Below are 21,105 nucleotides of genomic sequence, written 5' to 3' on the forward strand. Positions count from 1 at the left end.
CGCGGCTTCCAGGCCACCGACCGCTGACATTCCCTGCGGACACCCGAGGAGGCCGCCGTGGCCGGCTACGTACAGCACAAGGAAGACATCATCAGGCGCCTGAGGCGCATCGAGGGGCAGGTACGGGGGGTGCAGCGGATGGTCGACGAGGACGTCTACTGCATCGATGTACTGACCCAGGTCTCCGCCATCAACGCGGCACTCCAGTCCTGCGCCGTGGCCCTCCTGGACGAGCACCTCAGCTGCTGCGTCACCGAGGCGATCGCCCAGGGCGGGGACCAGGCGAAGGTGAAGGTGGGCGAGGCGTCCAAGGCCATCGCCCGGCTGATCAGGACCTGACACTCCCCCAGGCGAGGGATCAACCGCTCTTGCGTGAAGGGCAGTCGGCGGACAGCGTGACGCTCAGGCGGAGACAGAGCCCGAGCACCTGCCGAAGGAGCACCAGCTCCGCCGAACCGGGCAGACCGGGGCCGCAGACCTTCGCGCAGGGGCGGTTCGTCATGAGGGTCGACATCCCGCCATCGTACCCCTGGGGGGTATATCTATGCCGGGTGGACGGCCCGTACGATGAACTGCCCGTGGTCCTGTCCGGTCGATCAGCCCGGCAAGACCGGCCGGACAGGGCCGTAGGGGGAGGGGATGCGCGTGCGCCGGCTGGGAGAGCTCGAGGCCGAGATAATGGACCGCCTGTGGGCCTGGCGAAGGCCCGCCACGGTCCGCGAGATCGTCGACGACATCAATCTGGGGCGCCGGGTCGCCTACACGACGGTGATGACGGTGGCGGACATCCTCCACCGCAAGGGCTGGCTCCGCCGCGAGAAGGCGGGCAGGGCCTGGCTGTACGAACCGGTCCGCAGCCGCGAGGAGTACACCGCCGCCCTGATGCAGGACGCCCTGGGCGACAGCGCGGACCGCCCGGCCGCCCTCCTGCGCTTCGTGGAGACCATCTCCCACGAGGACATGGAGGCGCTGGACGCGGCCCTGCGCGCGGCCCGCGGCACGGGGGGCGGCGACCCGGACTCCCCACGGCCCGACACAGCGAGTCCCGACTCCACGGCTCTCGACTCCACGCATCCCCACTCCCCACGGCCCGACACAGCGAGCCCCGACTCCACGGCTCTCGACTCCACGCGGCCCGACTCCCCACGGCTCGACTCCACACGGCTCGACCCCGCAGGTGCCGACTCCCCACGGCTCGACCCGACGGGCCCCCGGGTCCGCGGCCACCGGCCCACCACCCCCGGGCCCGCCGCTCTCCACCGATCCGGTGCCGCGGGCGGCCCGCCCACCGGCGGCGGAACGACCGGATCCGCGCCGGCGCGCTCCCATCCCCGCCCGGGTGATCCGGAGCACGTCCCACGCCACGGCCCCGCCTCCGGCCCGCCGGCCGGCCCGCGGACCGGCACCCCCGACGCACGCCCCCACGGAGGCACCGCGTGAACCATCACGCGCTGCCGCCGCTCGGAGTGGCGCTGCTCTCCGGACTCCTCATCCCCTGGCTTCTCGTACGCGCCCGCTGGGCCCAGCAGGTGCCGCGCCTCGCCCTGGGTGTCTGGGCGGCCAGCGGCGCCCTCTTCGCCGGCTCCGCCGCCCTTTTCCCCGCGCAGCTCGTCCTGCCGGCAAAGATCAGTCACCGGCTGACGGACATGGCGTTCACCCTTCAATTCCCCTCCTTCAACCGCCTTCTCGAAATGACCGGCCGCGAATGCCTGGCCCTTTCCCTGGCGCTCGCCGTCCTCGCCCTACCCACCGCCGGATTCGTCCGCGAACTGCTGCGGGCCCGGCGGGCACGCCTGCGGCACGCGGGGGTGCTGCGGCTGGTCGGACGGTACGACCCCGCTTTACGGGCGACGGTCCTCGACCACGCCCGGCCCGCCGTGTACTGCCTGCCCGGCCGCTCGCGCCGCGTCGTCGTCTCCTCGGGCGCCGTGGACACGCTCACGACGGCCCAGCTGGCGGCGGCGCTCGCGCACGAGCGGGCGCACATCGCCGGCCGGCACCACCTGCTGGTCGCGGCGGCGGAGGCCTTCGCCGCCGTGTTCCCCCGGCTCCCGCTCGCCCGGCACGGCGGCACCGCCGTACCGCTGCTGCTCGAAATGACCGCCGACGACCGGGCGTTGCGGCGCTGCTCGCGGGACGCCCTGGCCACGGCGCTGTACGCGCTCGCCTCGGGCAGGGCACCGCGCGAGGCGTTCGCGGCGGGCGGGCCCTCGGCGGCGCTGCGCATGCGGAGGATCCTCACCCCGCACAGCGCGGGACACCCGGTCCTGCGGGGCCTGTTGACGATCGCGGCGGCGGCGACGGCGGTGGCACCGTTGATCGTCGCCTGCTGTTCCATCCCGGGGTAATCGACTCGGTTCAGCGCTCGGCCAGTACGTATTTACTAAGTGAATTCGTAGATTTCGCATCGGTCACATCGGCCTGAATTCCCGGCTATTGTGGGTATGTTGGGGCGCAGGCTCGGCACGTCGAAGGGTACGAACCAATGCAGCTGGCTGACGTGCGGACGGCAGCAGCCGCCGACGCGACGACGATATCCAGGCTGCTGGCGGACGTCATTCGGGGCAGCTACGACGGAATACTCGGCGAAATCCCGGCGCGCCGTCTGGCCTCCACTCAATGTGCACTTCCGCGTATCCGTGCGGAAATTGAAATTCCCGGTGGCGCGCCCGGTTGGCTGGGCTGGCTGGTGGCCACCGACACGGACGGCGCGATCGTCGGCGCGGCCGCGGGCGGGGTCCCGGTGCCGGGCGAGGGCGAGCTGTACGCGCTGTGCGTGGCGGAGGGTTCACGCCGGCGGGGGGCGGGATCGGCGTTGCTGGCGGCGACGACGGACCGGATGCGTCGGTTCGGGGCGCGCGAGATGCGGGTGACGCTGCCGACTCCCGAGGACCCGGCGCTGCCGTTCTACGAGAACCAGGGCTTCGGCCCCCTGACGCCGACGCGCCTGGCGCGGGCGCTGTGACCCCGGCGGTCGCCGCGACCGCCCCAGTGCCGTAGCCCCCTGAGCGCCCCAACCGCCCCAGTGCCGTAGCCCCCGAGCGCCGCAATCCCCTGAGTGTCGCAACCCCTGAGTGTCGCGACCCCGTGACTGTCCTAGCCGCCCGGCCGCCGAGTGCGTGGCATGGCCGAAGTACGCCATCGCGTGTTCACGCCGTCCGATCCGCTGGATCCCGCACCCCTGCCCCCGTCAGGATTGATCCAGCGGCGCGGCCCCGGCGGCACGGGCGCCCCGCCCGGACGGCATGGACCGAGCGAGCCCCTGGAGGAGCGGATGCACACACCGAGCGGCACATCCCTGCCCGTCGTGCCCGCAGCGCTCGCGCCGGTCCTGCCGTCCCGATACGACGGCGGAACCGTCCCGCCCCCCGGCGCCGGCATCCGCGTGACGTCCGACAGCCTTCCCGGACTGGAGTCCGTCGCCCCCGGCGGCCCGGAGTCGATCTGGCTGTACGACGCCCTTCTCGGCCCGCACAGCGCGGACATCGTCCGCTATCTGAGTCTCGCCCGCACCACCGGCGGCCCCGTGCTCGACCTCGGTTCCGGCGCGGGCCGGCTCGCCGTCCCCTTCGCCCGGCACGGCTTCGCCGTCGAGGCCGTCGACCGGGACGTGTCCGCCCTGGAACGGATCGAGACCTGGGCCCGGCGCATCGGACCGCAGGTCGCCGAACTGATCCGGACGACGCGGGCCGACCTCGCCGGACTCCGCCTGCAGCGCAGTTACCGGCTCGCGCTCCTCGCCGGCGCCATGGTGTCCGCCGTCCCCCCGCGGGCCCGCCCCGGTCTGCTGCGCGAGATCGCCTCGCACCTGGACACCGGCGGCGCCCTCGCCCTGGACTACACCTCCCACCTCCTGCCCGGCCTGATCGCCGAGCCGCAGCGGACCTGGGCCTTCCAGGTCCCCCGGTTCGACGGGATCGACGAGTGGGTGGTGGCCCGGCAGGTCTTCGACCTGCGCGCGATGAGCGAGCGGATCACGTACTACGCGGCCAGGACCGGCAAGCTCTCCACCGAGCGGGCCGTCCTGACGACCGACAAGTGGATCATCGACCCCGAGCGCCTCGCGGCCGAGCTGCACTCCGCGGGCCTGCACATCGAGGGCCGGCGCCGGCACCGTATCGACGAACGCACGGAGAGCGTGCTGCTCGTCTGCCGTACGGACGGCTGACCCCCATTCCGAAGGGGCAAGAGGTACGATGCCCACAAATGTTTGAGCCGACCAGGTGGCGGGCGGGCGGAGAAGATGGCAGTCGTGGATGAGCTGACGGGCCGCGAGGCGGTGATCCAGCGCCTGCGTGATGTCGGGCTGCGGGTCACGGGTCCGCGCCTCGAGGTGCTCACGGTGCTCGCCTCGGCCGGCCATCTCGACGTGGAGGCGATCACCGCCACCGCTCGCGAGCGGCTCGGCACCCTCACCAGCCAGGCCGTGTACGAAATGCTGCGCCACTTCCAGGAGACCGGCCTGGTCAGCAAGTTCGACCGGCCCGGGCTGCCGGCCGTCTTCGAGATCTCCGGCCCGCCGCACCAGCACGCCCTGTGCGTGCAGTGCGGCCGGGTGGAGAACGTCGAGGCGGACGCCCCGAAGCCGCCCCGCCGCGCGCTGCCCGACTGGAGCATGAGCGAGGCCGAGATCGTCTTCAAGGGCCTCTGCCCGGACTGCGCCCGCGAGAGCGCGACGGGCTGAGCCCGACCCGGACACGGCCGGCGCACGGCCGGCGCGCAGCCGGGGCAGGGCCGACGCAAGGCCGGCCGGCACATGGCCGAAACCCGGCTTCCGTTCCGGCTGCGGCCCAGCTGAGACCGTATGAACACCGTGCGTGGCGTTCGATTCTGTGGCAGGGTCTAGCGGGGCGATTCAACGGGATCCACAGGGGTCCGAGGGGAGTCTGCTGCGCTGTGACCAAAAACGCCACCGGAACGCGTACGGGAAGCGATCAGGCTCTCGCCGTCTATCTCGAGCTCCGTGCCCGCCCCGCCTCCGCCTTCGACGAGGTCGCGGACGGGCTCGCCCTCTCCGCCGACGAGCGGGAGCGATGTCGTGGCGAACTCGCCACCCTCGGACTGATCGAGCCGGCCGCGTCCGACGCGCACGCCGTCGTCGACCCCGACATCGCGCTGGTCCGCCTCCTCCAGTGCGAGCGCGACCGGCTGGAGAACCGGCTCGCCGAGACCAGCCGGGCGCAGACCACCCTGGCCACCCTCGCCGGCCCCTTCCTGCGGGCCGGTAGCGCCCCCCGCTCCGAGGTCGAGGTCGAGATCGTCACCGATCCGCAGCGCGTACGGCAGGAACTGGCCAGGCTCACCGACACCGTGCGCACCGCCGTCCACTCCATGCACACCGGCTCCGTGCGCCGCGAGGACATGGCGGACGAGCTGGAACGCGACCGGCGCAGGACCTCCCGGGGGGTGCGTGTCCGCGCCATGTACAGCCGCCGGATCACCTCCGTACCGGACATGGGGCAGCATCTGGAGGAGCGGGCCGCCCTCGGGGTGGAGGTCAGGTTCTCCCCTGTCGTGCCGATGAACATGGTCCTCGCCGACGAGAACTTCGCGCTGCTGCCGACCGATCCGCACGACCCGGACTCCGCCACGAACCTCGCGCGCGGCCCCGGCCTGGTCCGCTCCTATCTCGCGCTGTACGAGTACTGCTGGCACGCGGCCACCGCCTACGGCGACGAGGGGACGGCCGAGCACGGCGGCGACGGGCTCTCCGACCAGCAGCGGGCCGCGCTCCACATGCTCGCCTCCGGCATCAAGGACGAGCAGATCGCGAAGAACCTCGGGGTCTCCCTGCGGACGGTCAGCCGGCTGATCTCCGAGGTCATGCAGGAGCTGGACGCGGCGAGCCGCTTCGAGGCCGGCGTGAAGGCGGCCCGGCTCGGTCTGCTCGACGGCGTCGATCCACGCGAACCGGAGGCCTGACACCGGGAGTTCACGTGACGCACGACACATCCAAGATCGGCATGAAGGACTCCCGCCGAGCCGTGTGACAAGGTGAAGCGGGGCGACTCGGGACGGACGAGGGGGGTCACTTCGCCATGGTCACGACGGGCGACGGCATCGGAGAACACGCGACCGAGGCGGCGGTACTGGCCCTCTATCAGGAGCTCCGACGCCGCGGGGTGTCCAGCTTCGAGGAGGCCTACGCGGAGCTGAAGCTGGCGCCGGAGGAATTCGAACGATGTCGCGCCGAACTCACCTCCCTGGGTTTGATCGTTCCGACGAACGCCATCCACGCCACCGTCGCCGATGTACGGGACGGCAACTGGCGTCCCGAATCGGACACGGTGGCCGCGGTCGACCCGGAGATCGCCCTGCTGCGGCTCCTGGAGCGGGAGCGCGAGCGGCTGCGTGAGCATCTCGCCGAGGCGGACAAGGCGTACAGCACGCTCGAGATCCTGGCGGGCACGTTCCTCCGGGCCGGTGCGCTGACCCGTTCCGAGGTGGAGGTCGAGGCGTTGACCGACTACCGCCGTATCCAGCAGGTGCTGGAGGACATCACCGATGTGATGCAGGAGAGCTCGGCCTCGATGCACCCGGGCGGACCGACCCGGCAGATCCCGGAGCGCATGCTGGACCGGGACCGCCGCCAGCTCGCCAACGGGGTGCGCGTACGCGCCATTTACGAACAGCGGGACGTCGGCCGGCCGGAGATGGCGGAGTTCCTGCGCCGGCGCGTCGAGCTGGGAGTGGAGATCAGACTCGCCCCGGCCGTCCCGATGAACATGATCATCGCCGACCAGCAGTTCGCGCTCGTCCCCATCCGCCCCCAGGACCCCCGAGAAGGCGCCATCCTGGCGCGGGGTTCGGTGCTCGTGCGCTCGTATCTGGGTCTGTACGAGCACTGCTGGCACACCGCCTCGCCCTACGGGGACGACGTGGTGCCGGAGCGGGGTGGCGACGGGCTCTCCGAGCAGCAGCGGGCGGCTCTGCGGATGCTGGCCTCGGGAATGAAGGACGAGAAGATCGCCCGGAGTCTGGGGGTCTCGCTGCGGACCGTCAGCCGCATGCTCTCCGAACTCATGCAGGAATTGGGGGCGTCGAGCCGATTCGAGGCCGGGGTGCGTGCCGTGCGGCTGGGCTGGCTCGACTGAGAAACCGTTCCGGGAAATACGATCGGCCCCGCAATCGCCGTGCGGCGATTGCGGGGCCGTCCTGTTTCCAGCTGATACCCGCTGACTCCCCAGCTGAATTCAGCTCGTCGGTGCCTCAGTTGGTGGGGGCGACCGGCGTCGGGGAGGCCTTGGGCCAGTCGTTCTCCGCGCCGGCCTGCTGCGAGACGGGGGCGGAGGCGGAGTCGGGGGCGGCGACCAGGGCAGCACCGCCAGCGACGGCCATACACGCCACGACCGCGACGGAGAACTGGCGGACGGTCTTGCGAACACCGGCGATACGCACAGCAGACATGATTCCTCCAGGAGTTGGAATGTGAATTCCGCCTTCTGGGGGCCCGTGCCGCCGGGCGCTCCCTGAAGACATCTCCATATTGGCCCGCCCCGGGAAACGGATCCAGAGTTTCTCCATGCGTGGACTCGCCATGGCGTGGATGCGTCAATGTGCCACGGTGGCAACGGAATTAAGGGATCCGGAGCCCCCCATACCTTTGGTTAGACCAAAAGAGATGCTAGGCTTGTGGTACGGCCTTCTCGTTCCTCCAGGAGAGAGGGGCCGCCGGGGCAGGAGCGTGCCGCCGCTCCTGCCCCACCCCGCGCCCCGCTGCTCCCCGCCTCCCCCAGCGCGGCCTCGTAGACCTCGATCGTCCGAGCGGCGGAAGCCCGCCAGCTCATCCCCCGGGCGTGCCGGACCGCCGCCTCCCCCATCGTGGTCCGCGCCTGCCGATGCGCCGCCAGCCACAGCAGCCGGCGGGCGTACTCCACCGGGTCGTGGCCGCGTACCAGCATCCCCGTCACCCCGTCCCACACCGCTGTCGGCAGCCCGCCCACCGCCGCCGCGAGCACGGGAGTCCCGCACGCCTGCGCCTCCAGGGCCACCAGACCGAAGGACTCGCTCCGCGACGGCACCACGAGCACGTCCGCCGCCCGGTACCAGTCCGCGAGCCGCTCCTGCGGTACGGGAGGACAGGGCCGCAGCACATCGGTGACGCCCAGCTCCGCCGCCAGCTGCCAGGCCGAACCCTGCCGGGTCGCCCCCGAGTGCCCGCCCACCACCGGCACGAGCAGCCGACGGCGCAGGTCGGGCGCCATCGCCAGGAGCTCCGCCACCGCCCGTACGAGCACATCAGGGCCTTTGAGGGGCTGGATGCGGCCCGCGTAGAGCGGGACGAAGGCGTCAGCCGGCAGCCCGAGCCGGGCACGTGCGGCGGCCCGGCCGTCGCCGGGGCCGAAGGTCCGCAGATCCACCCCCGGCCGGACGACCTCCGTGCGCGGCGGCTCCGCCCCGTAGAGCGACCGCAGCGCCTCGGCCTCGTCGGCGGTGTTGGCGATCAGCCGGTCGGCGGCCCCGACCACCTGGTGCTCGCCGCGGATGCGGAGCTCGGGCTCGGGGGTGTCACCCGCCGCCAGAGCCGCGTTCTTGACCTTGGCCAGGGTGTGGGCGGTGTGGACCAGCGGTATCCGCCAGCCGACGGAGGCGATCCGGCCGGCCTGCCCGGAGAGCCAGTAGTGGGAGTGCACCAGGTCGTAGCGCCGCCGCTCCTTGAGCAGCGCCAGCGAGAACGGCACGACGAGGTCGGGCATGGCCTCCTTGGGGAGGGCCTGGCGCGGGCCCGCGTGGAGATGGCGGACCCGTACCCCCGGGGCGAGATCGACGAGCGCGGGGCGGCCCTCGCCCCGGCAGCGGGTGAAGAGGTCGACCTCCGCGCCCTGTTCGGCCAGGGCTCGGGAGAGCTCGACCATGTAGACGTTCATGCCGCCGGCATCCCCGGTACCGGGCTGGTGGAGCGGGGAGGTGTGGACGCTGAGCATGGCGACGCGCAGGGACACGTGGGGCTCCTGTGAGGGTGGGCCACGTGTCCCTGCGTCGCGCACGGCCACGCGGCGGTGAGGAGGAAAGGCGGTGACGGTGGTACAGGTGGTGACGGTGTGACGGTGGTACGGGTGGAGACGGTGCCACCGGTCGTGGCGGTGGTACGGGTGGCTCAGAAACCGAAGACCGGGCCGGACGGCGGAGCCAGCCGGGTCCCCGGAAGGGGCGCGTTCAGCGCCGACACGTCGATCGCCCGCCCCGGCTCCACCTTGAGCGCGGCGGCCAGCCGGTCGGCGCCCTCCGGCATCACCGGCCGCGCCCATGCGGACAGGGCCGAGGCGACCGCCAACTGGGCGGCCAGGGCGGGCAGATGGCGGCACGCGGTGGTGGGCCGGCAGCGTTCGTGGGCGTTGACATGGCCGAAGTCGGCCACCGAGCGGACCATCTCGTCGAGGACGGCGACCGCCCGGCGCGGGTCGAAGGCGTCGGGGCCGTACGCGTCCCGCAGATCCTCCACGCCCCGGCCGAGACGCCGCTCCAGGACCTCCCAGCCGGTGCCGCCGGGCAGCGCCTGTGGGGCGAGACCCGCGCACTCCTCCCGTACGGAGGTGAAGAGCCGCGACAGCCAGCTGTTCCAGTTCTCGTCCAGCTCCTGGCGGGCCGTGGCCAGCCGGTCGCGGTGGAAGACCGTGCGACGGCCGGTCGGGCGGGCCTGCAGGACGTGGCGGCGCAGGGTGTCGGAGCCGTACTCGGTGAGCAGGTCGAGCGCCCAGACGTTGCCCTCCTGGACGCCTTCCTGGACGACGTACGACTCGTTGACGCAGAAGTCCTGCGGCAGCTTGATGTCCTGGGCGAGGAGCAGCACCGGCAGCAGCACGGCGTGGCAGAAGGCGTGCCCGAAGCCGCAGAAGTGGATGGCGCGGCGGGGCAGCGGACCCTTGGTGTCGTAGCCGAAGAGGTGCATCGCGGCGGCCTCGAAACAGCCGTCGATACGGTGGTCGGGGAAGCCCTCGACCGGCACCGGCAGACCCCAGTCGGCCGGGTGGCCGACCGCGATGTCCGGCAGCCCGTCCTCGACGAGCGACTCGCACAGCGCGGCGAGGCGGGGCGGGAGCCCGGCCGCGGCCCAGTAGTCGGCGAGCGTCTCACGGAAGGGTTCGAGGGGGACGTAGAGACGCCGGCACCGCTTGGCGAGCGCCGGGGTGTCGCAGAGCGAGCAGCGCGGCGCGATCAGGTCGCCGCCGTCGTTGGGGCGGGCGCACTCGTGGCACATCCCGCCGTCGCTCGCCGCGCCGCAGTGCGGGCAGGTGCCGGTGACGTGCGCGCCGTACAGCCAGCGCTCGCACGGCTCGCAGTAGGGCAGCAGGCGGGTACGGGGGGCGATGACACCGTCCGCGTACAGACGGCTGAAGAGGTCCTGCACCCAGCGGCTGTAGCCGCGGTCGCGGCGCGGCCGGACGATGTGGTCGAACTCCACGCCGGAGCGCAGCCAGTCGGCGGTGATCGCCGCGCGGTAGCCCTCGGCGACCTCCTCGGGCTTGCGGTGGTGGCGCAGGGCCCTGACCTCGACGGAGCTGGCGTGGTCGGCGGTGCCGGTGGTGAACCGCACGGGCTCGCCCTCGGCGCGCAGGAAACGGCTCAGGACGTCGGCGGCGACGTACGGCCCCGCGAGGTGACCGATGTGCAGTTCGCCGTGGGTGGCCGGAGGGGTCGCGGTGATCCAGACAGGGGTGCTCATGGGACCTCCTTGACGCTGTGGTGCGGTGAGCTCAGCGAGGTTCGAAGTGGAAGGAACGGATGAAGCAATCGCGAGGCTGCTCGACCGCGTAGACAATGCATTCGAAAAGCGCCTGGGTGGTCAGCTTCTCGTCCGGCGCTATTCCGTCCGGATTCGATCCGTCCCATTCCGCGAACCGCGGATCCGACGTGGAGAAATCCGGCGGGTAGAGGGAGAAGACCCGTACACCGGAGGGCCGCAGGCGGCGCGAGAGAATGTCGGCGAAACCGGCCTGCGCGCTCTTGGCCGTCCAGAAGGCCTCATGGGCGACGCCCGCGGTGGCGGCGGAGGCGCCCTCGGCGTCCCGCACCGCCACCATGTTGACGATGTCCGGGCGCAGCGAGCCGCGCAGCAGCGGCAGGAAGTGTTTGACCATCAGGACGGTGCCGCCCGCCGTCGACTCGATCGTCTCCACGATCTCGTCGTCGCTGGCCGCCTCCAGGTCCATGCCGTCGAGCCAGCGGGCGCCGTTGTTGACCAGCAGGTCGACGCGGTCGGTGTGTTCGCCGACCCGGGCGGCGAACTCCCGGATCTCGGCCGGCCTGCTGAGGTCGCAGCCGAAGGCGTGGATGCGGTCACGGGCGGATCCCATGACTTCGGTACGTGTCCGCTCGGCGGCCTCGACGGTACGGGCCGAGACGTACACCTCGGCACCGAGGTGTGCGAATCCGACGGCGAGTGCGCGACCGAAATAGCGGGACGCTCCGGTCACGACGACACGCAGATTCTCGAATTTCATGCTCGTCTGCTCTCCCCTGCCCGGCGGGCGAATGCGGTCGAATTCAGCGTGGCAGAGGAAACGGCGCCGGGGCCTGGTGAGAGGGGTGCGCGTTCACGCCGTTGCGTGGATACGCCACGGCAGTTCCAGCCTGTCGAGGACGGTCGCCCGCTTGTGGTGGACGCCGACGCCGCGGGGGCCGGCGGAGACGGTGACGGGCCCGCCGGGGGTGCGCAGCGGCCCGTCGAGAGGGGGCACGACGGTCCCTTCGAGGTGTGCGGCGGTGGCGAGTGCGGCGGCCCCGGTGAGGGCGAGCCGGGGGTGCCAGCCGCCGACGGTGAGGGCGCGGACGGCTCCGTCCCCGGTGAAGGCGGCGACCTTGGGCAGGGCGGAGTGCGGCGGGTGACCGAGCAGGCGGGCGGCCTCGGCGCGCAGGGCGAGGAGGCGGCGCAGGGTGGCGTCCCCGGCCCGGAACAGTTCCTCGGCGGTGCGGAGGCCGAGGTGGGCGGCGTCGACGAGGACGTACGGATTCCCGTACCGGACGAGGGAGACGGGCAGCTCGTCGACGATGTCGAGGGGCCGTCCGGTGGGGAGTGTGCCGGGGGCGTCGGGAGGCCGCAGGAAGCGGAGGGTGTGGGCGGCGGGCGGCGCGTACGGGGACTCCGGTCGCGGCCTCGGCTCCGGCCCTGGCCCCGGTCCCGGCTGCAGCGCTGAGTCCGGCCCGGACTCCGGTCCCGGTCCCGGCCCCGGCCCTGACTCCCGCCCGGGCTCCGGCCCCGGCTCCCACCCGGACTCCGGTCCCGGCTCCGGTCCCGGCTCCGGCTCCGGTTCGCACCGGATGTCGTCGCCGGTCGTGACGGCACGGACGGTGACCGGCCCGGGGTGGGCGCCGGCCACCACGCAGGCCAGCAGCGAGTGCCCGCACCCCGTGCGGAAGTCGAAGCCGCCGTCGGGCAGGGCCTGGACGAAGCGGTAGTCGAGATCGTGCCCGGGGCGGGCGGAGGGCCCGTACAGCGCGATCTTGTTGAGCCGTGCGTACGGCGTGGCCGCGAGCGCCCGGCGCAGCGCCGTCAGCTCACCGCGCAGGGCCAGCGCTCCGGCGGGGAGTTGGGACAGCTGGACCACGAGGGTGGGTCCGGGGGCGTCCTCGGCCCGTACGACGGCGGCGATCACGCGCCCGCTCCCCCGCCCGGCACGGCCGGGCCCGCCACCCGGGCGGACCCTCACGCCGCACAGCCCACCGGGATCCGCATGCCCTGGACGACGTCCGACCACAGTTCGTGGACCGCGAGCCCCCACAGGGCCAGCGCGTCGCGCTGCGAGGGCCGTTCGAGGTGGCGGGAGAGGAGTTTGCGGACACGGTCGGCGCGGACCTTGCCGCCGAGGACCAGGCGGGCCGGTGAGAGGAGTTCGCGGACCGTGTCGAGCAGCGGACCGCCCGGCGCCAGCATGGCCGCGATCGGCAGGGTGAAAGGCTGCTTGGGACGGCCGAGGACCGACGCCGGCAGCAGTTCGCGCCCGGCCTCGTACAGCGCCCGCTTCCCCCGCAGGGCCGACGGCGGCAGCGAGCGCGCGTACGCCACCACACCCGGCTGGCAGAACGGCAGCCGCGCCTCGACCGCCCAGGCCATCGACAGATGGTCCAGGCGCCGCAGGTGGTACGCGGGCAGCCGCCACCGCGTCTCGAACGCGGTCATCGCCGTCAGCCGGTCGGCGCCCACCGCCTCCGCCGAGCGCAGCTCCTGTTCGATGCGGTCGGCGGCCGAACCCTCGTCGGCGAGGTAGGCGCGGTACGCCGGGGTGTACAGGTGCTCGCGCAGCATCCGCGGCGCCGCCGACAGCGCGTCCGCGTACGCCCCCGCCCAGTCCGCGCCCTCCGGCGCGTCGAGCGCGGCACGCATCCGCTCGTACCCGCCGAAGAGTTCGTCGGCGCCGTCCCCCGTGAGCGCGACCGTGAAGCCGGCCTCCCGTACCGCGCGGAAGAGGGCGTACGTGGAGAGCGCGATGGGGTCGGCGTTGGGCTGGCCGAGATGGCGGACCGTACGGGTCAGCAGCGAGCCGAGCTCGTCGGGGTCGAGCGCGACCTCGTGGTGGGTGGTCCGGGCGCGGCGGGCCACCGAACGGGCGTGGGCGGCCTCGGAGTCGGGCCATTTGCCACGGTAGGTGAGGTGGAAGGTGTGCAGCGGGGGCGCGTCGCTCTCCCGGGCGTACTCGGCGGCGAGCGCGGTGACGAGCCCGGAGTCGAGCCCGCCGCTCGTGATCGCGCAGACGGGCATGTCGGAGCGCGCGAGCCGCCGCACCTCGCGCCGCAGGACGTCCTGCGCGTCGCCCACCGGCGCGGCCGGGCGCGGGGCCCGGCGCCGGACGAAGGGCGCGCAGCCGGGCCGTACGACCGCTGTGGCGCCCGGCGGCAGCACGTCGATGCCGTCGAGCGCGGTGTGGGTGGAGAAGGAGGTACGGGTGGCGAGGACGGTGTCGAGGGAGTCCTCGCGCGGGGATATCCGTACGCCGTCGAAGGCGAGGAGCGCGGGGATCTCGGAGGCGAAGCGGAGGGATCCGTCGTGAGGGTCGTGGTGGACGTGGATCGGCTTCATGCCCATGTCGTCGACGGCGAGGACGAGTCGGGGGCCGGGGCCACCGGCCCTGAGGTCGAGGATAGCGACGGCGAACATGCCGTCGAGGTGCTCGGCGAAGGCGGGGCCGTACTCGGCGTAGAGCGCGGGCAGCACGTTGCCGTCGCAGCGGTCGGGGAAGCGGTGACCGCGGGAGGCGAGGTGCCGCCTCAGCTCGGTGTGGTTGTAGATCTCGCCGTTGAGGACGGCGAGGACGCCGGGCAGGTGCGGCAGCCGGTAGGGCTGCTGCCCGCCGCAGGGGTCGGTGACGGCGAGCCGGTCGCACCCCAGCGACCAGCCGGCCCCGCTGAGCACCTGGTGCTCGTCGGGACCGCCGTGGCGCTGGCGGGCCGACACCGCCGAGAGCTCGGCCGGCTCGGGGCGGACCGCCCCGGCGGCGAAGGAGCCGAAAATCCTGCACATGCCGGTCGCCTCCGGTTCGTCTGCGGCTCCACCGCCGCATGTCTCATGTCGCATGTCTCATGTCGCACCCAATGATTTGAATCTACCAACTTTTTGAATGGCGCGTAAGTGCCATGTCCAGTTCACGCCACGACATGGCCTTGCGACGCCCCCGCCACCCCAACAGGCTGGCCCCATGGAGGACTTCGCGACCGATCTCGGCGATCTCACAGACCGCAGCGCCCCCGCATCCCTACTGGTGGTGGCCGCGCACCCGGACGACATCGAGTTCTGCGTCAGCGGCACGGTCATGCAGTGGATCGCGCGCGGCACCCGCGTCACGTACTGCATCGTCACGGACGGCGGCGCCGGAGGTTACGACGAACAGCTCCCGCGCCAGGCGATGGCGGATCTGCGCCGCGCCGAGCAGGTCCACTCGGCCAAGCTCAGCGGCGTCGCGGACGTGCGCTTCCTCGGCTACCCCGACAGCTTCGTGGAACCGAGCGTCGAGCTCCGCCGCGACCTGTGCCGCGTCATCCGGGAGGTACGCCCGCAGCGGGCGATCATCCCCTCCCCCGAGATCAACTGGGCCCGCGTGGCCGACCTCCACCCCGACCACCGCGCGGTCGGCGACGCCTGTCTGCGCGCCGTCTACCCGGAGGCCCGCAACCCCTTCGCCCATCCCTCGCTGCTCAAGGAGGAGGGCCTGGAGCCGTGGATCGTCCACGAGCTGTGGCTGATGACGGGCCCGACGCCCAATCAGTACGTGGACGTCACCGGCGTCTTCGACCGCAAGGTCGAGGCGCTGCGGATCCACACCTCGCAGACGGCCCACTTCGACGACCTGGCGGGGCTGCTGCGGGAGTGGCTGAGCGAACACGCCACGGCGGGGGGCCTGCCGCCGGGACGGATGGCGGAGGCGTTCCAGATCGTGCACATCGACTAGCTGCCCGGCGGATCCGCCGGGCAGCCCGTGGACCTCGGCCCTCGGCCCTCGGCGGGTCATGGCGTGCGGCTGATCCAGCGCTGGAGCGCGATGTGGGTGGTGTCGTCCAGCGCGCACAGCGCCTCGATGGCGGCGAGGTCGCCCGGCAGCGGCGCGATGCCGGCCGTGGTGAGGGCGGCGTGCAGCTCCAGGCGGCGGCGGTCCGCCGGTTCCAGGGGCAGGGGGAGCCGGCTCGCGGGGGCGGGCGCGGGGAGCTCGTAGTCGCCGGACTCCATGACGCCGTGGAAGGTCTCGGTGTCTTCGGGCAGAGCGTCGACGAGGACACCGGGGTACCGGTACGGGTCGAACTCCGACCGCAGCGTCGAAGCCGTGGGGAAGGTCTGCAGCCCAGTCATGAGTGCCTCCTCAGGTGTGGTGCGACTGCAGTGGAGGAGTGCGCGGAAGCCCGGGCCAGTTCCGGTATGGGCGGCGGACCACCCGAATGTCCCCTATCCCATTTCGTCACACATGAGATGAAACGACGCCCGAAGGCCGGTGCCCTCCGGAGGCACCGGCCTTCTCGGTCGGGTCAGGGCCGTGCACCGCGGGGTCACACCACCAGATGCACCGCCAGGCCCGCGATCAACGCGCTGGACGCCAGGGCCGTCACCAGGCGGCCCCGGGGGCCCGTCAGGGTGCGGCCGAGGAGCGCCCCGCCCGTGGCCAGGAAGAGCTGCCAGCTGGCGGAGGCGACGAGGGCGGCGAGGACGAAGGCCGACCGGTCCACGGCCGTCGCAGGGGCGGAGGGGCCGGTCGCCAGGATCAGGGCCGCGAAGTAGATCACGGTCATCGGGTTCAGGACCGTGATGCCGAGGAAGGTCAGATACGCCCGCGGCGGGGTCATCGGGCTCTCGCCGTCCCCTCGCACCGCGAGGCTGCCCGCGCGGTACGCACGGAGCGCCGTCCATGCCGAGCGGACCGCCAGGGCCACCAGGACGAACGCCGACGCCCAGCTCAGCGGGACCATGACCGGGACGAGCAGCGGGACGAGCGCCGAGCCGCCCAGGACCGCGATCAGGGCGTAGAGCCCGTCCGCCGTGGCGACACCGAGCGCGGCGCCCGCTCCCGTACGCCAGTCGGTGCGCGCCGTGACCGCCACCAGGTAGGCGCCGACCGCGCCGACCGGGATCGCGATGCCGTAGCCGGCCAGCAGGCCGGCCACCACCGCGGCGGTCACGCGTCGGACGGGATCGCGCCTCCGGGGGAGCCGGGCTGCTGCTGTCGGCGGTAGGAGGCGCCGTCCCTCGTACGGCAGAGCCGGTCACTGCTCACGAGGTAGCGGCGCAGGGCCGGGAAGTCGTCGTGAACGGTGAGCAGCGCCTCGTTGACCTCGCGCTCGGTGTAGGAACGGGCCGGGTCGAAGAGGCTCTCGGCCAGATGGTCGAGGAGCTGCTCGCGGCGCGGGGCCCTGCGCGGGATCGCCTTCAGGCGTCCGGCGGCGGAGAACAGGTCCGCCACCGGGTGGGATGCGGCGTGGGAAGTCATGGGCCGAAGCGTGGCAAGCCGGCCCTGGGCGCGGCAAAGGGTTTTCCCGTACGCCGCCCAGGCGGCCGGCTCCCACGGCCCGGCCGCGGGTGGTGCCGCTAGCGCGTGTCCACGTTCACGGCTTCGTACAGCTGCGGTTCGACCATCGGCATGTCGTTCTCCTGGAAGATCGGCCCGGCCTTCTCCCTGAACGCCATGAACGCCTCCCTCGAATCCCAGAGGTCGACCACGAGCCAGCCGTCGTCCGCCGGGGCCCCGGCGTGGGAGATGAAGCCGTCGACCGGCCACCACGACGCCTTGTGGATGGCCGCGTGGCTGGCCTGGTACTTCTCCTTCGTGACGCCCGGCAACTCGATGATGACGATGACTGCCATGAGGGTGACCGCCTTCCGCTGTCCGTACGGGGGGAGGGTGTGGGCGCCTCTCAGTCGAGCAGCGCTCGGGAGACGCCGCACCGTGACGGCGGCCATCCGGACTACTGACCCAGGCGGTATCTGATCTTCTTCACCAGTTCCTGCAGGTCCGGCTTCCGCAGCAGGCTGTAGTGGTCCGCGTCCAGCTCCACCACCGTCGGCGGGTGCGCCGACCAGCCCTCCGTACCCTCCAGGAAGGAGTAGTCGTCGCCCCGCGCCTTGAAGATCGTCACCGGGCAGTCCACCCGCCGTTCCGTCAGCTCACGGAAGGTGTAGGTGAACTCGAAGGTCTGCTCCACGATGGCGACGATCCGCCGGATCAACTCCGGGTCGAGGGACGGGAAGCGCTCCGACACGTACGCCAGGAAGGACTCCCGGTCCGTGGCCGGCACGTCCTGGAGCGCTCCGGAGAAGACGGAGTGGAGGATGGTGACGAAGGCGGGGTCGGCGTACGACGCGCGGCCCGCCGCCGACTCCGACCGCACCTTCGGCGAGCCCGGCGCGATGAGGAAGAGGTGCTCGACCCGCTCCCCCGCGGCCTCCAGCAGATGCGCCGACTCGAAGGCCACCCGCGCGCCGAAGGAGTATCCCCACAGCGTGTACGGCCCCGCCGGCTGCCGTCGCCGGATGGCCGCCACGTCGGCCGCCGCCATCTCCCGGATCGTGGCGTACGGCGTCTCGCCCCGGTTGATGCCGTGGGCCTGCACACCGTAGAAGGGCCGGTCGATGCCGACCTCCTCGGCGAGGAACCGCAGGTTCATGGTGTAGCCGCCGAGCCCCGGCCAGCAGTGGACCGGTGACTGCGCGCCGTCCGCGTGCAGGCGGACGAGCCGGGAGGCCGGGGCCGCGGCCGCGCCGTCCACACGGTGGGCAAGCTTCTCGATCGTCGGGCACTCGAAGAGGATCTGGAGCGGCAGCGAGGCGTCGAACTCCCGGTTGACCTTCGTGATCAGGGCCACCGCGATGAGCGAGTTGCCGCCGGACTCGAAGAAGTCGTCCTGGACGGAGACGGCCGCCGGTTCCTCGGCGTTCTCGTACTTCAGCGCCGTCGCCCAGATCTCGGCCAGGCGCTTCTCCGTACGGGTACGGGGAGCGACCTGGGGACGGCCGTGCAGTCCGGCGTTGACGACGGCCAGCTCGCCGAGCGCCTTCGCGTCGACCTTGCCGTTGGCGGAGAGCGGGAGCCGGTCCAGGACCACGACCCGGTTGGGGATCATGTAGTCGGGCAGGTGGCGGGCGAGGTCGTCGCGGATCATCTCCGCCGGGCCCTTCATGTGGACCGTGTCCTCGTACATCCCCTCGCTGAGCCGCTGCTCCTCGCTGACCCGGCCGCCGACGAAGAAGTACGAGGGGCCGGTCGGGAGCCCGGCGGCGTCCAGGATCGCGTCCATGCGGCGGGCGGCCGGAAGCGCGTGGCCGGACATGGAGCTGTAGCCGGAGGCCATGAAACCGAGGCCGTGTCCGCCGAGTTGGAGCCGCTGGAGGGTGCGTCCGAGGTCGATGTACGAGAGCCGGGCGTCGGCCGTGCGGCTGACGACGGTGACGCCGAGGCTCGCGCGTTCGTAGACCGCCTGGTTGATGGCGATGACGTGCTTCTTCTCGACGAGGTCGGCGGAGACGGGCCACAGGGCGCCGTCGCGGTACCGGTACTGGCCTGCCGGAAGGTCGGCGATCCGGCCGGGGTGCGCCTGGACGTAGAGGTCGACCTCCGGCTCGGCGCGGCTCGTCTCGTCGTACGGGACGATCTCGAAGGCGCCCGAGTCGGGCCGTGGCCGGATGTCGAGGCCGTATCCGGGCAGGATCTCCTCGAAGAGGCCGACCATATGGCCCGTCTCTATCTCCAGGACCTCACGGATGTTGTTCTTGTAGACCGGTTCGACGGCGGACTCCTTGCCGAGGAAGCGGACGCGGAGGAAGGGCTCGCCCTCGGCGGCGACGGGCTCGATCAGATGCAGCCGGTGGTGGACGGGGTGGTAGTAGTACGTCCCCGATTCGACGCCGGCGATCCCGCGCGTCTCCACGTACAGCTGGGTCGCGTAGAGGGCTCCGGGCGAGGCGTAGCCGTACTTGGGCAGGAGCCGCTCCTCGCTGCCGAACTGCCCGAACCAGCGCAGCACGGCGCCGAGGTCGGCGGCGGTGAGGGTGCCGACGGCGCGCGAGCCGATGCCCTCCGGGCGGCGGTCGAGGGCGGCGAGGATGTCGGCGGCGCTCACCTCGCCGCCCTCGTAGAAGCGGTAGGTCTTGCGGGCGAAGACCGTCCGGCGCACCTTCTCCGGCGGGGTGCGGCCGGGCAGTTCCACCACCGGGCGGCCGGCGAGGTCGGCGGCGTCGCGGGTGCCGGCGTTGGAGAGCTGGGCCCTGACCTGGAGCTTGCTCTCCTTGGACTGGTGGTGGGCGCCGTGGTTGCCCTGGTCCATCAGGGCGGCTTCCTTCGGGGAGAGCTCGACGCAGGCGACGAGGTTCTGGAAGCCGGTACGGGGCTCGTTCCTGACGATGACGGCCGCGTTCTTGACCCAGTCGTGCTGCTCGATGGCGAGGGCGATCTCGTCCAGTTCGACGCGGAAGCCGCGGAGCTTGATCTGGTTGTCGGCGCGGCCGGCGAACTGGACGGTGCCGTCGTCGTCGACGTGGGCGAGGTCGCCCGTGCGGTAGAGCCGTTCGCCGCCCTCGTGGGTGATGAAACGTTCCTCCGTCAGCTCGGGACGGTCCAGGTACCCCCGCGCCACCTGGACCCCGCCGATGCACAGCTCGCCGTCGAGGATGTGGAAGGTGGTGTCGTACGCCGGTCTGCCGATGGGTATCGCGGCGGGACCGCCGGCGACGGTGGCGCGGTCGACGGTGTGGGAGGAGGCGTTGATGGTGCACTCGGTGGGGCCGTAGAGGTTGACCAGTTCGGTCTCGGGCGGCAGCTCGGCCAGGAGCTGTACGGCGAGGTTCCGGGAGAGGATCTCGCCGCCGGAGTAGACCCGGCGGAGGGTCGTGCAGGTGGCGAGGCGCTCGGTGTCGAGGAGCGCCTGGAGGAGCGTGGGGACGCACTGGAGCATGGTCGCGCCGTGGGCACGGACGGTGTCGATCAGCCCCTCCGGGTCGCGGTAGACCCCGGGCGGTCCCACCGCGGTCCGGGCGCCGACGGCGGGGGCGAGGATCTCCCACTGGGCGGCGTCGAAGCTCATCGGGGTCTTCTGGAGGACGACGGCTCCGGGGCCCAGACCGTGTTCGGCGGCCATCCAGCGCATCTGGGCGACGATGGAGCGGTGCTCGACCATGACGCCCTTGGGCTTGCCGGTGGAGCCGGAGGTGTAGATGACGTACGCGAGCTGCCGCTCGTCCAACGCGGTCGGGAGGGCCGGCTGTTGGTCGCCGGTGGTGCGCCAGGCGTGCTGGACGGCGTCCTCGAGGGTGACGACGGTGGTGCCGGGCGGCGCGAGTTCGGTGACGCGGTCGCGGAAGCGCTCCTGGGTGACGACGATACGGGCGCCGCTGTCCTCGATCATGTAGCGCAGGCGTTCCTCGGGGTACTCCGGGGAGAGCGGGACGTAGGCCCCGCCCGAGCAGACGACACCCCAGGTCCCGATCACCAGTTCGAGTGACGGTTCGAGGTGGACCCCGACGCAGTCGTCGGCGGTGACGCCGAGGGAGCGGAGGCGGGCGGCGAGGACGGCTGCACCTTCGTGGAGCTCGCGGAAGGTGAGGGTCTCGTCGGCGAAGACGACGGCGGTGTCGTCGGGCCGGGCGTCCGCCTCGGCGCGGAGCAACTGGTCGAGCGTGGAGAGCATGAACGTGCCCTT

The 21,105-nt window shown here is 72.3% G+C and carries 20 protein-coding genes and 1 pseudogene; 9 read left to right on the top strand and 12 right to left on the bottom strand.

The window, feature by feature from the left end:
• Window positions 1–57: 57 nt before the first annotated feature.
• On the top strand, window positions 58–339 hold the full coding sequence (locus tag J7E93_RS26770) for a metal-sensitive transcriptional regulator (RefSeq protein ID WP_137994181.1): 282 nt from the start codon (window positions 58–60) through the stop codon (window positions 337–339).
• 19 nt (window positions 340–358) lie between these two features.
• On the opposite strand, the gene J7E93_RS26775 is transcribed toward J7E93_RS26770, so the two are convergent.
• Window positions 359–514, bottom strand: coding sequence for a hypothetical protein (locus J7E93_RS26775; RefSeq protein ID WP_215072522.1), 156 nt, complete (start codon window positions 512–514; stop codon window positions 359–361).
• Window positions 515–645: 131 nt separating this feature from the next.
• Between J7E93_RS26775 and J7E93_RS26780 the strand changes: the two are divergent.
• The 7 genes and pseudogenes from J7E93_RS26780 to J7E93_RS26810 all read left to right on the top strand — a co-directional run.
• Window positions 646–1,008 (top strand): annotated as a pseudogene (locus tag J7E93_RS26780) (BlaI/MecI/CopY family transcriptional regulator); the annotation flags it as partial.
• 428 nt (window positions 1,009–1,436) lie between these two features.
• Complete coding sequence (locus tag J7E93_RS26785) at window positions 1,437–2,348, top strand: M48 family metalloprotease (protein WP_215072523.1); 912 nt, start codon at window positions 1,437–1,439, stop codon at window positions 2,346–2,348.
• 137 nt (window positions 2,349–2,485) lie between these two features.
• Entirely contained in the window at window positions 2,486–2,965 is a 480-nt protein-coding gene (locus J7E93_RS26790; protein ID WP_215072524.1) for an N-acetyltransferase, read from the top strand.
• Window positions 2,966–3,274: 309 nt separating this feature from the next.
• Window positions 3,275–4,168, top strand: coding sequence for a cyclopropane-fatty-acyl-phospholipid synthase family protein (locus J7E93_RS26795; protein ID WP_215072525.1), 894 nt, complete (start codon window positions 3,275–3,277; stop codon window positions 4,166–4,168).
• 84 nt (window positions 4,169–4,252) lie between these two features.
• Window positions 4,253–4,684, top strand: coding sequence for a Fur family transcriptional regulator (locus J7E93_RS26800; protein WP_215072526.1), 432 nt, complete (start codon window positions 4,253–4,255; stop codon window positions 4,682–4,684).
• A gap of 212 nt (window positions 4,685–4,896) precedes the next feature.
• Window positions 4,897–5,922, top strand: coding sequence for a helix-turn-helix domain-containing protein (locus tag J7E93_RS38155; protein ID WP_215072527.1), 1,026 nt, complete (start codon window positions 4,897–4,899; stop codon window positions 5,920–5,922).
• Window positions 5,923–6,038: 116 nt separating this feature from the next.
• A complete protein-coding gene (locus tag J7E93_RS26810) occupies window positions 6,039–7,094 on the top strand; it encodes a helix-turn-helix transcriptional regulator (RefSeq protein ID WP_215072528.1) in 1,056 nt (351 codons plus the stop codon).
• Between the two features lie 115 nt (window positions 7,095–7,209).
• Here J7E93_RS26810 and J7E93_RS26815 read toward each other — a convergent pair whose 3' ends face one another.
• The 6 genes from J7E93_RS26815 to asnB form a co-directional block, all read right to left on the bottom strand.
• Complete coding sequence (locus tag J7E93_RS26815) at window positions 7,210–7,407, bottom strand: hypothetical protein (protein WP_215072529.1); 198 nt, start codon at window positions 7,405–7,407, stop codon at window positions 7,210–7,212.
• Window positions 7,408–7,607: 200 nt separating this feature from the next.
• Window positions 7,608–8,924 (bottom strand): D-inositol-3-phosphate glycosyltransferase, encoded by a 1,317-nt coding sequence (mshA, locus tag J7E93_RS26820; protein WP_215072558.1) that lies wholly within the window; start codon window positions 8,922–8,924, stop codon window positions 7,608–7,610.
• Window positions 8,925–9,097: 173 nt separating this feature from the next.
• Complete coding sequence (locus tag J7E93_RS26825; RefSeq protein ID WP_215072530.1) at window positions 9,098–10,663, bottom strand: class I tRNA ligase family protein; 1,566 nt, start codon at window positions 10,661–10,663, stop codon at window positions 9,098–9,100.
• A 31-nt stretch (window positions 10,664–10,694) separates the two neighbouring features.
• Complete coding sequence (locus J7E93_RS26830; protein ID WP_215072531.1) at window positions 10,695–11,441, bottom strand: SDR family oxidoreductase; 747 nt, start codon at window positions 11,439–11,441, stop codon at window positions 10,695–10,697.
• A gap of 93 nt (window positions 11,442–11,534) precedes the next feature.
• Entirely contained in the window at window positions 11,535–12,593 is a 1,059-nt protein-coding gene (locus tag J7E93_RS26835; protein WP_215072532.1) for a PrpF domain-containing protein, read from the bottom strand.
• A gap of 50 nt (window positions 12,594–12,643) precedes the next feature.
• Entirely contained in the window at window positions 12,644–14,455 is a 1,812-nt protein-coding gene (gene asnB / locus J7E93_RS26840) for an asparagine synthase (glutamine-hydrolyzing) (protein WP_215072533.1), read from the bottom strand.
• Between the two features lie 175 nt (window positions 14,456–14,630).
• Between asnB and J7E93_RS26845 the strand changes: the two genes are divergently transcribed.
• Window positions 14,631–15,380: a PIG-L deacetylase family protein gene (locus J7E93_RS26845; protein WP_215072534.1), complete on the top strand. Its 750-nt coding sequence runs from the start codon at window positions 14,631–14,633 to the stop codon at window positions 15,378–15,380.
• A gap of 56 nt (window positions 15,381–15,436) precedes the next feature.
• On the opposite strand, the gene J7E93_RS26850 is transcribed toward J7E93_RS26845, so the two are convergent.
• The 5 genes from J7E93_RS26850 to J7E93_RS26870 all read right to left on the bottom strand — a co-directional run bounded on the left by J7E93_RS26850 (window position 15,437) and on the right by J7E93_RS26870 (window position 21,093).
• On the bottom strand, window positions 15,437–15,775 hold the full coding sequence (locus tag J7E93_RS26850; RefSeq protein WP_215072535.1) for a hypothetical protein: 339 nt from the start codon (window positions 15,773–15,775) through the stop codon (window positions 15,437–15,439).
• 194 nt (window positions 15,776–15,969) lie between these two features.
• Window positions 15,970–16,596, bottom strand: coding sequence for a LysE family transporter (locus J7E93_RS26855; protein ID WP_215072536.1), 627 nt, complete (start codon window positions 16,594–16,596; stop codon window positions 15,970–15,972).
• On the bottom strand, window positions 16,593–16,904 hold the full coding sequence (locus J7E93_RS26860) for a DUF2087 domain-containing protein (protein ID WP_215072537.1): 312 nt from the start codon (window positions 16,902–16,904) through the stop codon (window positions 16,593–16,595). Before J7E93_RS26860 ends, J7E93_RS26855 begins: the two co-directional genes overlap by 4 nt.
• A 98-nt stretch (window positions 16,905–17,002) precedes the next feature.
• Window positions 17,003–17,278 (bottom strand): hypothetical protein, encoded by a 276-nt coding sequence (locus J7E93_RS26865; protein WP_215072538.1) that lies wholly within the window; start codon window positions 17,276–17,278, stop codon window positions 17,003–17,005.
• A 101-nt stretch (window positions 17,279–17,379) separates the two neighbouring features.
• Window positions 17,380–21,093 carry an amino acid adenylation domain-containing protein gene (locus tag J7E93_RS26870; protein WP_215072539.1) on the bottom strand — a complete coding sequence of 1,238 codons (3,714 nt, stop codon included), beginning with the start codon at window positions 21,091–21,093 and terminating at the stop codon, window positions 17,380–17,382.
• Window positions 21,094–21,105 lie beyond the last annotated feature (12 nt).

The sequence above is a fragment of the Streptomyces sp. ISL-36 genome (genome assembly GCF_018614205.1).
Lineage (GTDB): Bacteria > Actinomycetota > Actinomycetes > Streptomycetales > Streptomycetaceae > Streptomyces.

What these genes read in the sequence shown, in the direction of transcription:
- J7E93_RS26830 (WP_215072531.1), bottom strand. Translation starts at nt 11,441, where the DNA reads ATGAAATTCGAGAATCTGCGTGTCGTCGTGACCGGAGCGTCCCGCTAT.
- J7E93_RS26810 (WP_215072528.1), top strand. Translation starts at nt 6,039, where the DNA reads ATGGTCACGACGGGCGACGGCATCGGAGAACACGCGACCGAGGCGGCG.
- J7E93_RS26865 (WP_215072538.1), bottom strand. Translation starts at nt 17,278, where the DNA reads ATGGCAGTCATCGTCATCATCGAGTTGCCGGGCGTCACGAAGGAGAAG.
- J7E93_RS26815 (WP_215072529.1), bottom strand. Translation starts at nt 7,407, where the DNA reads ATGTCTGCTGTGCGTATCGCCGGTGTTCGCAAGACCGTCCGCCAGTTC.
- J7E93_RS26790 (WP_215072524.1), top strand. Translation starts at nt 2,486, where the DNA reads ATGCAGCTGGCTGACGTGCGGACGGCAGCAGCCGCCGACGCGACGACG.
- J7E93_RS26775 (WP_215072522.1), bottom strand. Translation starts at nt 514, where the DNA reads ATGTCGACCCTCATGACGAACCGCCCCTGCGCGAAGGTCTGCGGCCCC.
- J7E93_RS26870 (WP_215072539.1), bottom strand. Translation starts at nt 21,093, where the DNA reads ATGCTCTCCACGCTCGACCAGTTGCTCCGCGCCGAGGCGGACGCCCGG.
- J7E93_RS26860 (WP_215072537.1), bottom strand. Translation starts at nt 16,904, where the DNA reads ATGACTTCCCACGCCGCATCCCACCCGGTGGCGGACCTGTTCTCCGCC.
- mshA (WP_215072558.1), bottom strand. Translation starts at nt 8,924, where the DNA reads ATGCTCAGCGTCCACACCTCCCCGCTCCACCAGCCCGGTACCGGGGAT.
- J7E93_RS26825 (WP_215072530.1), bottom strand. Translation starts at nt 10,663, where the DNA reads ATGAGCACCCCTGTCTGGATCACCGCGACCCCTCCGGCCACCCACGGC.
- J7E93_RS26850 (WP_215072535.1), bottom strand. Translation starts at nt 15,775, where the DNA reads ATGACTGGGCTGCAGACCTTCCCCACGGCTTCGACGCTGCGGTCGGAG.
- J7E93_RS26795 (WP_215072525.1), top strand. Translation starts at nt 3,275, where the DNA reads ATGCACACACCGAGCGGCACATCCCTGCCCGTCGTGCCCGCAGCGCTC.
- J7E93_RS26845 (WP_215072534.1), top strand. Translation starts at nt 14,631, where the DNA reads ATGGAGGACTTCGCGACCGATCTCGGCGATCTCACAGACCGCAGCGCC.
- asnB (WP_215072533.1), bottom strand. Translation starts at nt 14,455, where the DNA reads ATGTGCAGGATTTTCGGCTCCTTCGCCGCCGGGGCGGTCCGCCCCGAG.